The sequence below is a fragment of the Natronomonas sp. genome (genome assembly GCF_046710025.1).
GTDB lineage: Archaea > Halobacteriota > Halobacteria > Halobacteriales > Haloarculaceae > Natronomonas.
Map to the genome: position 1 here is coordinate 1 of NZ_JBKEGK010000068.1, position 11,748 is coordinate 11,748.

Annotated in this window: 12 protein-coding genes; 6 read left to right on the top strand and 6 right to left on the bottom strand. The window is 64.8% G+C overall.

The annotated features are described in order from the left end of the window. From ACI944_RS06580 to ACI944_RS06590, 3 genes are all read right to left on the bottom strand, one after another. Positions 1 to 890 (bottom strand): methyltransferase (locus ACI944_RS06580; RefSeq protein ID WP_411718257.1); only part of this gene is annotated, 890 nt, incomplete at its 3' end. Positions 891 to 912: 22 nt separating this feature from the next. Continuing rightward, positions 913 to 1,644, bottom strand: a complete 732-nt coding sequence (locus ACI944_RS06585; RefSeq protein WP_411718258.1) for a prephenate dehydrogenase — start codon at positions 1,642 to 1,644, stop codon at positions 913 to 915. A 189-nt stretch (positions 1,645 to 1,833) separates the two neighbouring features. Next, positions 1,834 to 3,015, bottom strand: a complete 1,182-nt coding sequence (locus ACI944_RS06590) for a M24 family metallopeptidase (protein ID WP_411718259.1) — start codon at positions 3,013 to 3,015, stop codon at positions 1,834 to 1,836. Positions 3,016 to 3,166: 151 nt separating this feature from the next. Between ACI944_RS06590 and aroA the strand changes: the two genes are divergently transcribed. Next, positions 3,167 to 4,480: a 3-phosphoshikimate 1-carboxyvinyltransferase gene (aroA, locus tag ACI944_RS06595; protein ID WP_411718260.1), complete on the top strand. Its 1,314-nt coding sequence runs from the start codon at positions 3,167 to 3,169 to the stop codon at positions 4,478 to 4,480. Between the two features lie 49 nt (positions 4,481 to 4,529). On the opposite strand, the gene ACI944_RS06600 is transcribed toward aroA, so the two are convergent. After that, positions 4,530 to 5,564 carry a guanosine monophosphate reductase gene (locus ACI944_RS06600; RefSeq protein ID WP_411718261.1) on the bottom strand — a complete coding sequence of 345 codons (1,035 nt, stop codon included), beginning with the start codon at positions 5,562 to 5,564 and terminating at the stop codon, positions 4,530 to 4,532. A gap of 160 nt (positions 5,565 to 5,724) precedes the next feature. On the opposite strand from ACI944_RS06600, the gene aroC reads away from it, so the two are divergent. The 3 genes from aroC (at position 5,725) to ACI944_RS06615 (ending at position 8,623) form a co-directional block, all read left to right on the top strand. Then, on the top strand, positions 5,725 to 6,912 hold the full coding sequence (gene aroC / locus ACI944_RS06605) for a chorismate synthase (protein ID WP_411718262.1): 1,188 nt from the start codon (positions 5,725 to 5,727) through the stop codon (positions 6,910 to 6,912). A 447-nt stretch (positions 6,913 to 7,359) separates the two neighbouring features. Beyond that, positions 7,360 to 7,599: a hypothetical protein gene (locus tag ACI944_RS06610; RefSeq protein WP_411718263.1), complete on the top strand. Its 240-nt coding sequence runs from the start codon at positions 7,360 to 7,362 to the stop codon at positions 7,597 to 7,599. Between the two features lie 577 nt (positions 7,600 to 8,176). Continuing rightward, positions 8,177 to 8,623, top strand: coding sequence for a pyridoxamine 5'-phosphate oxidase family protein (locus ACI944_RS06615; RefSeq protein WP_411718264.1), 447 nt, complete (start codon positions 8,177 to 8,179; stop codon positions 8,621 to 8,623). A 60-nt stretch (positions 8,624 to 8,683) separates the two neighbouring features. On the opposite strand, the gene ACI944_RS06620 is transcribed toward ACI944_RS06615, so the two are convergent. Both ACI944_RS06620 and ACI944_RS06625 read right to left on the bottom strand, forming a co-directional pair. Continuing rightward, entirely contained in the window at positions 8,684 to 9,865 is a 1,182-nt protein-coding gene (locus ACI944_RS06620) for a redox-regulated ATPase YchF (RefSeq protein WP_411718265.1), read from the bottom strand. Between the two features lie 83 nt (positions 9,866 to 9,948). Further along, positions 9,949 to 11,163, bottom strand: coding sequence for a polymer-forming cytoskeletal protein (locus ACI944_RS06625; protein ID WP_411718266.1), 1,215 nt, complete (start codon positions 11,161 to 11,163; stop codon positions 9,949 to 9,951). A gap of 116 nt (positions 11,164 to 11,279) precedes the next feature. On the opposite strand from ACI944_RS06625, the gene ACI944_RS06630 reads away from it, so the two are divergent. Beyond that, positions 11,280 to 11,477, top strand: a complete 198-nt coding sequence (locus ACI944_RS06630) for a DUF5800 family protein (RefSeq protein ID WP_411718267.1) — start codon at positions 11,280 to 11,282, stop codon at positions 11,475 to 11,477. Between the two features lie 66 nt (positions 11,478 to 11,543). Then, on the top strand, positions 11,544 to 11,687 hold the full coding sequence (locus ACI944_RS06635; RefSeq protein WP_411718268.1) for a hypothetical protein: 144 nt from the start codon (positions 11,544 to 11,546) through the stop codon (positions 11,685 to 11,687). The last annotated feature ends 61 nt before the right edge of the window (positions 11,688 to 11,748 follow it).

Here is an 11,748-nt window from a genome sequence, read left to right on the forward strand (position 1 = left end):
GTCGGCGCATAGACTGCTAGCTCCTCGTTGTGGGCGAGGAGGTCGCGCTCTATTTCGCGGAGGCGGGTCGCCGTCCGCTCCTCGGCCGGCGAGAGCGCGAGGACAGTCCCGCCGGATGCCAGCGAGTCGAGGTAGCGCTCGACGACCGAAACCGGCGCGTCGACCTCCGAGAGGACGTTCCCGAAGACGACAAGATCGTACTCGCCCTCGGGGTCGAACGTCTCGGCGGTCTTGCGGTGAACGGTCGTGGCAAATCCGGGCCGCGTCGGGGCCAGCATCGCCTCGAAAACGTCGGCCGCGGCGCTGGGTTCGACGGCGTCGTACTCGACGAGGCTGTCGTCGGGGAGGTAATCGTGAATCCCGAGCGCAGGGCCGCCGGCACCCGCGCCGACGTCGAGCACACGGAGTTTTCGGGAGAGCAGCCCCGCCCGCCCGAGTTCGTCGAGGACGTACTGGATCGCCGCGTAGTAGTCCGGAAGGTGATACAGCGCATAGGCGAGCGCCGTCTCCTCGTCGTAGGTGACAGACTCATCGGCGAAGTACGCGACTTTCAGTCCGTCGATGCGTTCGCGGAGTCGCTCGCCCGCATCGTCCTCGGGCCAGCCGGGGCCGTAGCGCTCGACGAGCAGGTCCTCAAAGCGCCGCGCGTACGCCTCCGGGAACCGCTCGACGCCGCGGAACGTCGGCTCGATCGGCCCCTCTTCGACCGGGACGAAGGTCCCGTCCTCACACTCGACGATCCCGAGTTCGAAGGCGTGCTCGCGCAGTGTCTGCCGGACGACCGCGGGGTGAGGTTGCCCCTCGACGTACTCGTAGATCTCCTCGGGATCGATCGGCCGGACCGACCGGAGATACTTCGCGGTGTCGAGGACGCCGGCGGTGTCGGTCATGCCATCCACCCCTTATAAATGCTCACTCGCCCGCCTCCCCGTAGAGATCGACGAACGACTCGTGATCGGCGTCGGCGATTCTGGCTGCGGCCTCCGCGACCGGCGACGCGCCCTCGAATCGCTCCTGAATCTCGGCATACACCTCGGGCGTATTATCAAGGGTCCCCTCGACGAGTTCCGAAAGCGGTTCCGAGAGGGAGGTGTGAAACCGGGGATCGACCTCTTCGGCGGCGAGCGCGTACGCTAGAATAGCAGTGTGCGCCTTCGCCTGGACGGTCTCCATCGCGCGGTCATGTGCTGCTGGCGTCGTCTCGAAGACCTCGTTGCCTGCATCCGATAGCGCCGCACGGATCCGATCGACCGTCGGCCCGGCGCGATCGACGACGACAGGAACGTTCCCCGGAGCGTTCCCGGCCGAGAACAACGGGTGGAAGCTGGCCCGTTCGCGCCCATCGGCGTGGGTCCGAAGCGCAGCGACGGTGTCGCGCATCTCCCCCGAGACGTCGACGATCGCCTCGCTCGCCCGACCCGCGTACGTCTCGATCGCGGCCGGCACCGCCGACATCGGCACCGCGAGGCAGACGGCGTCGAACGTCTCCTCCGTGTCGAGGTCGACGGCGCGCCCGTCCGCGCTCGCTGCTGCCGCTTCGCGTGCTGTCGCCGAATCGCGGTCGGCGAACGCGACCGCGTCGGCGCCGCTCTGGCGGGCGAACCACCGGCCCATCTCCCCCGCCCCAACGACGAGCAGTTGCATGGAATCCGGTTGTTCGCGGTCGTTCAAAAGGGGTTCGTCTCGGCGCGTGTCCACAAAACGGCGGCTCAGAGGTGGGCGTCGTCACACGGGGCTCGGAGCGGGGGTAGACGCGTCATCACAGCCGCCATCGGAGATATGTCGCGGCGGGGTTTGTAGCTTACCGCATCGTCGCGGGCGGTCGAATGCCGATCACCCCCCCGAGTTGACGACCAGCTCCGTCGGATAATCCGTGAGGTTCTCATAGCCATCCTCGGTGACGACGACGAGATCCTCGATCCGAACGCCGCCGACCTCGGGATCGTACAGCCCCGGCTCGACTGTCACCACGTTGCCGGCCTCAAGTTCCGTTTCCTCCTCGGAGAGCCGCGGGTGCTCGTGGATGTCGAGGCCGACGCCATGTCCCGTGGTGTGAATAAAACCCGTCTCGGCCGTCTCGTCGGCCCGGAGTGTTGGGAGCCCCGCGTCCTCGTACACGTCACAGACCGCGTCGTGGACATCGCTGCCGGAAACACCGGCCTCGATGGCGTCAAGGGCGGCCCGTTGAGCCTCGTGGGTGAGATCGTACCAGCGTTCGATCGTCTCTGTCGGCTCGCCGACACAGAACGTCCGGGTCATGTCGGCGTAGTAGCCGGTCTCTTTCGATCGTGGGAAGATGTCGACGATGATCGCCTCGCCGGCCGAGAGCGGCCCTGAACCACGGTTGTGCGGATCGGCGGCGTCGGCACCGCAGGCGACGATCGTCTCGTCGAGCGCGCAGTCGTGTTTCAGTAGCTCGATCTCGATCGCCCGTTTGACCCGTTCGGCCGTCAGCGGCTCGTCGTTGACGCGTAGGGCCCCGTCTGCGACAGTCGCCGACGCGAGCAGGTCCGCTGCGCGCGCCATCGCCGCCTCGTTGGCGCGCTGCGTTGTCCGAATGTGTTCGATCTCTTCTTCAGCCTTCCGGGCACGGATCGAGCCGACGACGCCGTCAGGATCAGCCTCGACCGCGATACCGTGCTCTCTGAGGCCGTCGGCGGTCCCAACCGGGAAATCACTCGGTACCGCGACCGAGTCGGCGCCGTGGGCCTCGAGGAACGCGGCGAGCGTCCGATGTTTGCCCTCTCGAGAGCCGTACTCGGCGACGTTCGCTCGGTGGTCGTACGCCGAATGTCGCTCGACGCGGTCGGCCCTCGCGGTGCGTTTCGCTCGGCCGTATTCGAGCGCCGAGAGTAAAATTGTCGTCTCTCCGGTGTACAGGCTGACGAACGGGTCTGGGGCGGTAAAGCCCGAAAGATACCGCTGATCCGCTGTCTCACCATCAGCCTCGATCAGGTAACCGTCGACGCCCGCCTCCGAGAGGAAAGCGTCGAGTTTTGAGAGATTCGGGTCCATACCGATATCCGGGGCGGCGAGCACAAAGCGCTTACCCGGCGGGGGGTTGGGGCTGCATCGAGACAGGGCCCGGTCCCGGGGAAAGGACTCCCGCCGTTGAGATACCTTCCCGAGTCGGCAGGCATTTGCCGACCCCCTGAGACCCACCGGTATGGACGTTCGGATCTCCCCCTCACGCGTTTGCGGCACCGCACGTGCACCCCCCTCGAAGAGCTACACCCACCGGGCTATCCTTGCGGCGGGGTACGCCGACGGCGCAACGGTTCGGAATCCGCTGTTCAGCGCCGACACGGCTGCGACCGCCCGCGCCGTTGAGGCCTACGGCGGCGAGACCGAGCGTGTCGACGGCGACTTCGAGATCGTCGGCTTTGACGGCGATCCGAAAACGCCTGACGACGTGATCGACTGCGCGAACAGCGGGACGACGATGCGGCTGACGGCGGCGGCCGGCGGACTGGTTGAGGGGCTCTCGGTGTTGACCGGCGACGCCTCGCTTCGGTCGCGGCCGCAGGGACCGTTGCTCGATGCGCTCGGGCAACTCGGTATCCGGGCCGACTCGACGCGGGCGAACGGGCAGGCCCCGCTGGTCGTCGGTGGCGGAACAGTTGGTGGGTCGGTCTCGATCCCCGGTGATGTCTCCTCGCAGTATATTACCGGGCTATTGATGGCCGGGGCGGCGACCGAGAAGGGGGTCGAAATCGAACTGACGACCGAACTCAAATCCGCACCTTACGTTGACATTACCCTTGAGGTGCTGGACGCGTTCGGCGTTGATGCGTCGGTCGTCGGCGGGGACGACTCCAAAATCGAGGCCGCCGGGGCTGCAGGGTTCGCGGTGGCCGGAGGGCAGACGTACGCGCCGGCCGGCGGTGGCTACGACGTCCCCGGAGACTTTTCATCGATGTCGTATCTCCTCGCCGCGGGCGCGCTCGCCGCCGAAGACGAACTCGTCGTCGAGGGTGCATATCCCAGCGCACAGGGCGATAGCGCGATCGTCGGACTCCTCGAATCGATGGGGGCGGCGATCGAGTGGGATCGCGACGCGGGCGAGATCGCCGTCGGCCGATCCGATCTCGAGGGAATCGAGGTCGGCGTCGCGGACACCCCGGATCTGCTGCCGACGATCGCTGTGCTCGGCGCGGCAGCGACAGGGACGACCCGGATCACCGACTGCGCGCACGTCCGGTTGAAAGAGACTGACCGGGTGGCTGCGATGGCGACCGAACTCGGCCGACTGGGGATCGAGACCGAGGAATCGACGGACGAACTCGTCGTTCACGGCGGGAACCTAGAGGGCGCGACCGTCAGAGGTCACGACGACCACCGGATCATCATGTCGCTCGCCATCGCCGGCCTCATCGCCGACGGCGAGACGACGATCGAGGGGGCGGGGGACGTCGACGTCTCCTTCCCCGGATTCTTCGATTTGCTCTCGCAATTGGGCGTCGATTTTACCGAAGCGTAAGTATCGATACACTGGGACGGACGCGCCGATCGACGGCGAACTGTTGTCTCTACTCCCGACCGGCGAATCCGTGCGCGCCGTTTCGGCGGTTCGTGGTCGGCCGAACCTCCATGAACTCGGCGTTCTCGCGGGCGGTTTCGAGGTCGTGTGCGCCGGCATACGAGAGCCCCGAGCGGAGGCCGGCGGCGAACTCCGCCAGCCGCGGCCCGACGGGGCCGGTGTACTCCGTGATGGCCTCGACGCCCTCCTCGGCCTCGACATCACCGGCTTTGTCCTCTCGGTCCTCGGCGGCTGCGGCGGTCGCCATTCCCCGCGAGCGCTTGTAGCGTTGGCCGTCCGTTTCGATGATCTCCCCCGGTGATTCCGCACACCCAGCGAAGAACCCGCCCATCATGACGGCGTCCGCGCCGGCCAGGAGCGCTTTGACCGCGTCGCCGGAGCCTCTGATCCCGCCATCGGCGATCGTCGTGACGCCGTGCTTGCGGGCGGCGCTCGAACAGCGCTCGACCGCGGTGAACTGTGGAACGCCGAAGCCAGTCACCTCGCGCGTCGTGCAGTGCGACCCGGGGCCGACGCCGATCTTCACGCAGTCCGCGCCCGCGTCCGCAAGGTCCGCAACGCCGGCCTCGGTGGCGACGTTGCCGGCGCAGATCGGCGTGTCCGGGAACGTTCCGGTCAGCTCGGTAGTCACCTCGATCGCCCGGTCCATGTGACCGTGGGCGACGTCCAGAACGAGCGCGCTCGCCCCGGCGTCGACGAGCGATCCCGCCCGATCGAGGTACGATTCGGCGATCCCGATCGCACCGGAGATCGGGAGGCCCTCGGCGGCGACATCCCCGACCATCTGAGCCTGCTCGTCGATCGGGAGGAAGCGGTGGACGACGCCTAAGCCGCCGGCCTCGGCGACGGCGCGGGCCATCTCAGCCTCGGTGACGGTGTCCATCGCCGCGGTTGCGATGGGGAGCGACAGTTCGAGGCCGTCGGCTAGTTCTGTCGACAGGTCGACATCGTCGCGGCTGTCGACGGGTGAGCGCTGTGGGACGGCGAGCACGTCGTCGTAGGAGAGTCCCGTTTTGTAGGGCATACACAAACCTTTCACTAATAATAAATTCCGGAACATAAGACCGTCGATCGACGGACGACACCGCACGAAGCAGAGATGGCTTCGACAATCGCTCAAACAGACACCGAGGTGCCCCCCGCGAGTAGAAAACATAAACCATCCCCGTCCGTACACATCAGTAATGAACGGAAACCGATTCGGGCGGCTCTTTCAGATGACAACGTACGGGGAGAGCCACGGCGATGCGATGGGTGTCACGGTTTCGGGCTGTCCGGCCGGCGTCGAACTCGACGAGGAAGCGATCCAGCGCGAACTCGACCGGCGCAAGCCCGGGCAATCGAAGATCTCGACGAGTCGTGGCGAACCCGACGAGGTCCGGATCAACTCAGGGACACTAGAGGGCTACACCACCGGGACGCCGATCGGGATGGTCATCCAGAACAAGGACGCCCGGTCGGGCAAGTACGAACCATTCATCACCGCGCCGCGGCCGAGCCACGGCGACTTCACCTATTCCGCGAAGTTCGGCACCAGAAACTGGGGCGGTGGTGGGCGGTCGTCGGCCCGGGAGACGGTCAACTGGGTGGCCGCTGGCGCGGTCGCCAAGCAGGTGCTCGAACAGTCACAGTACGACATCCGGATCAAGGCCCACGTCAACCAGATCGGCGACGTCGAAGCGCCCGACATCTCCTTCGAGGAGATGTGCGAACACGCCGAAGCAAACGAGGTCCGGTGTGGCCACCCCGAGACGGCAGAGCAGATGCGGGAGTTGATCGACGAGTACCAGCAGGCCGGCGACTCGATCGGCGGTTCGATCGCCTTCGAGGTTCGCGGCGTCCCACGGGGCCTCGGCGCGCCGCGGTTCGACTCGTTCCCCGCCCGGCTCGGGCAGGCGATGTTCTCCATCCCCGCAACGACTCACGTCGAGTTCGGCCTCGGCGCCGACGCCCGGACAGTCACCGGCTCCGAGCGCAACGAAGACTGGACGTTCGACGACGGCGACCACCCCGAAACCGAAAGCGAGGCTGGCGATCCCGTTCCAGTCGGCAACGATCACGGCGGGCTTCAGGGCGGCATCACAACCGGCCAGCCGATCTGGGGGGAAGCGACCTGGCACGCGCCGACATCGATCCCGAAGCAGCAACAGACCGCCGACTGGGAGGCGGACGAGGTCGTCACCGACGCACAGGTCATCGGCCGCCATGACCCCGTCCTACCGCCGCGGGGCGTTCCGGTCGTCGAGGCCATGCTGTACCTGACGGTGCTCGACTTCATGCTGTTGGGCGGGCGGATCAACCCGGACCGGATCGACGACCGCCCCGGCGAGTACGACACCGACTACCATCCATCGAACCCCCGGAACGAGTGAGCGAGCAGCGGCCGGTGTTTGTACCTCCGCCGCCAGTGGGGGTGTTTGGGTTCCATCCGACCACGATGTCGTATGAAGCTCATTATACTACCGGTTCAGTCAACGCTGGCTGAATCGGATAGCACAGTGCCGTTGGGTATCGACCAGTCGTGAGTCTCATATACCAGCTGAACAGTGTGGCAAAGCGGTATATGTGCAACAACCGTATTGAAACACGCAATGTATTCAATGGGCACACGGCTCAGCGTCGGCGGTGAACAGCGGTTCGCTGTACTGATGATTGCGCTCTCGGTGGCTATTTTTCTCGCTATCTGGAGAAGCGAACGGAACGCAACGTGATTCCGGTGCCCGCTTTGGGCGGCGACGCTGCAGATTGCTGGTCAGTACCGAATTACCTCACCGATGCTGTATAGGAACTCATTTTACTATCCGGGGATAACATAGCATATGGGAGATTCGGCCGACAAACCGACGACCGAAGCGCTCGAAGAGCTCAACACCGATGGCGTCAGTACTGCTGTGATAGCATCAGTGGGCTCCGTTATGCTCGCCCTGTACTTCTACTACGTCCGTGGCGACAAGCAGCGAGGGCAGTTCGTCGGGCTGTGGCCCACCTCGATCCTGGCTCTCGCGTCGTATTTCAAGCTCGAAGAAATCAAACAAGCCCTGGAAGAAACCGAGGACTGAGGCGGGCACAGTTTTCGTTGACCGTCGCGGTGCCAGCGAGACCGCTGGCCTGACGAACCGCAGATTAACACCGACCCCGACGCATCGACACGCACTCAACGGACAAAGGTACTAGTCGTCGGCCGAATCACGCGGTACGACGACCGCTACCTTGGTCGCCGGCTAACGCGGTTTCGGGGGTCGTCATGTCGCTCGGTCGTCTCGGGTGTTTTTCCAGCTTGGGTACAGCTCTATCAGGGCCAACAGGCTAAAGACGACCCCGGCAACGATCATCATTGTATCCGAGTCGATCTCACTCATACGGCACAGTACAGCCTCCATGAATAAATGGTTCAGTGTCAAGCAAGCCGCTCAACTGGTCGGTTGATCTATCGAAACTGGCGTGAGGCGAACGAAGTAGCCCTACTCGAAACAACTGAAGCAGTCAGCGCGCGGTTACGATCCGGTTGATGTCCAAGATACTGCTGATCGGCGTCCAATCTGTGGGCCACGTAGGTCGTAGCGAACGGATTACGCTCCGAGCAGGTGGTGAGGCCCCGAGGTTTATAACACGCCCGTGTGAGTGTGTATCTATCGTATGCCAGAGTTTCAGTCGCTACTAGGAATCGAGATGGACGAGGCCGAGATCGGTGACGTACTAAGGGACGTTGGCATCGGAGTTCTCTCGATGAGTGCCGATGGAGTGCCGTACGGCGTCCCGCTATCTTTCGGGTACGGCGGTGACGACAGGTTGTACTTCGTGTTCCTCGACGCAAGCGCGGAACTCCGGAAGGAAGTGTATGCCGAACAGGCCAGCGAAGCGAGTTTCACTACGTTCGATATCAACCCCGATGGGTCGTGGCGGAGCGTGATTGTTGCCGGCCCACTGGATCGAATCACGATCGACGAGTGGGATACCGCGCGCGACGCAATGGCCGACAACGCGTACCGATCGAACCTCTTCTCGGAGTACGAACTTCAAGAGAACACCAACGTGTGGGCACTCGAGATTCAAGAGCAATCCGGCCGCGCTGTCGGCCAGTAGTGACCGAGTGCGTTATTCAGAAACGCGCCAGCCGTTCAATCTCGACCACGACGGCCCGTCTCAGTTCGCCGTGGAGACGATCTTGATTACGTCGCCTTCAGCGAGTTCGTGGTCCTCACCGATCCGTCTGCTCCGCCTGGCGTCGACAGCGTGGAGGTACCCTTCGCCGATGTCCGAGTGGACGGCAAAGGCGAGGTCGGGTGGCGTCGCGCCGGACGCCAACAGGAACGCGTCGGGGAGAACGCCTCCCTGGCCGTCGCTCCAGTGCGTTTCGTTCTGGACTGGATAGACGGTGATCCGATTGAGGACGCCGTAGACCGCCTCGTCGAGGGCGGTTTGGACCCCGGTTCCGTCCCACTCCGAGACGACGCCCCGGACGCGTTCGAGGCCCTCCTGTTGGGTGTCGGAGATGTCACCGACGATCTGGAAGTCGTCATCGCCGGGATCGTAGTCGACGGCATCGGCGTCGGCGGCCTCCCGAAGTGCGAGTTCGCCCGCCGCGGTACAGGGGACCACTCGGTCGGCGGCCTCGCGGAGGCGCTCAATATTCTCCGGCGGGGCGATATCGGCCTTGTTCGCGACGACGACGATGGGCTTCGTCCGGGCCCGGATCAACCGGGCCAGTTCCTCGCGGACGGCGTCGTCCCACGCCATCGGGTCGTCGGGATACTCGAGTTGCCGGAGAACAGCCGCGACATCGTGCTCGCTCGCGCCGATGCCGGTGAGCAGTTCAGTCAGCGCCGACTCGATGTCGAACTCAGGGGAACGGGACTGTCGTTCGATCGTCTCCCAGTTGCGATCGACGATCCCCGCCAGCCACAGGTCCATCTCCCGTTCGACGAAGTTGACATCCTCTATGGGGTCGTACGAGCCGACCTCAACCGGTTCGCCCTCGGCGTTCGTCCCGCCGGCAGCGTCGACGACGTTGAGGATGACATCGGCGTTCGTCAGTTCGTCGAGGAACTGGTTACCGAGGCCCTTGCCCTCGTGTGCGCCGGGAACTAAGCCGGCCACGTCGAGCAACTCGATCGGGACGTAGCGCTTCCCGCCCCGGCAGTTTTCGCTATCACAGCGCGATTCGAGCTCGAGGCAGGGGCACCGCGTCCGGACGTGGCTGACGCCACGATTCGCGTCGATCGTCGTGAAGGGGTAGTTCCCGACGTCGACATCGGCCCTCGTTGCGGCCTTATAAAACGTCGACTTGCCGGCGTTCGGTTTGCCGGCGAGGGCGACCGAAATCATACCCCGGCTACCGGTGGGAGCCGTATATGTGTCCCGGTGCCCGTCGTCGTGGCTTTGACCGATGCGCACCGGCGCGCAATATATCAATCGCTCTGCTCGCGGTCTGCCTCGGCCTCGGCGATGATTGCCGCGACATCCTCGGGACCGCCGTCCCCGTTTCGGTCGCTCTCGTGGCTTAAATCCCACTCGGCGTCGCTGTCCTCGATCGGACGGACGGCCGGTTCGGGGCCAACATCGGCGTCGGTGTCCGGATAGGGGTCCGAGTCGTCGGCAGCGTCCGTCCCCGATTCGGCGTCGGCACCTCCCTTCTCGTGGACCGGAAACGCTCCCTCGCCGAGCGGGACGATGGCCGGTTTCGGGTCGGCATCGGAGCCGTCCCCGTCAGTGGTTTCGGACACTTCGCTTGGTCCGACCCCGTCGTCCGCACTGTCTTCGCCCTTGCCAGCATCCACCTCAGTGCCGGACGTGGGCGGGTCCTCGAAGGAGATGCCTTCGCTCGCGCGGATTGTCCCGTCAACATCGGCGGTCTCGGAGAGTTCGCATCGCTCACACGAGATATCACCGCGGACGTGGACATCGGGGGCGATCCGGACGTCGCCGTTCCGTGTCGTCACGTCACCGTGGACGACCGTTCTGGGGCCGACACGGATGTGGCCCTTCGACCGGAGGCTGCCGAACACCTCAGTGTCGATCCCGACCTCGATTTTTGTGGCGCGGATGTTGCCGTGCAGCCGGCAGTCATCACCAATAGTCGCCGGCGTCGAGACCCGCCAGGCGTCGTCGGAGACGCGGGCACCCCGGGGGATTCGCGCGGGGTCGGCCTCGGAGTCGTCGGCGAAGGCCGCCGCCGCGACCTCTTCGGCGGCTTCCTCCTCACCGATCCGGAGTAGATGCGAGAGGTAGACGAACAGGAAGACGATCGTCGGAATCGGGTTCCGGATGACGATCCAGCCGTTGGCTTCGAACCCCTCGTCGATGTCGACGTCATCGCCGATGTCGAGGTCGCCTGAGACCATGAGCTGACCCGTGATGTGGACGCGCTCGCCGAGATAGGCGTCGCTCCCGACGAGGACATTGCCGTCCACCTCACACCACATGTCGAGCCGACAGTCGCCGTCGGCCTCAATGTCGCCGCCGAAGCTGACGCGCTCGCCGGCCACAACACCGCCGGCGCGGACGCCGAGTTCGATGGCACTCTGCCCGCCGACGAGGACGTCACCGTCGGTGACGAGGTCGTGTTCCTTGACGTGTGTCCCGTCCGGGATCACGAGTTCCTCGAGTGGGTCCGACCCGAACACGGATGAGTGGTGTTCGGCGGGCGTCTTAATCTCTCCGGCGGCGTCAGACGCACGGCTGACAGAACAAGCGGGGTCGATCCCGCCGCCCTTATAAACGAGAGCGGCTAACGCGTTGTATGACCGTTCTATCGTTCGATCAGGAGGGCGTCGACGTCGTCTACGAGGGGACCGAGTTCCGGATGGAAAAAGAGCTCATCGAGGAGGCGACCAGAAAGAGCTACCCCGATGTGACCGACCACGAGGTGCTCCAACTGATCGAGGAGAGCCCCTCGCTATCGGGCGAGCCACAGCGCATCGTCGAGATCCTGGACTGAACGCGGCCGGAACTATCGACTCGGACTGAGCGATATGTATAAATAGGACTGTCCAAACAACGCGGTATGGACGCCGCCGACCTCCGATCTGAACTCAGCCACTCTTCGTTCGTCACCGCCGGGAGCACGTTCGCCGCCTACGCGCTCATCATCCTCGGGATGGCAGTCCTGTTGTTCGCGGTCCCGTATCTGCTCTTTCTCGCGTTTTGAGGTTGGACGGTCCGGTCGCGGCGCCCGTTCGCCGCAGTTTCGCCCTCTGGCGAAGTTACTG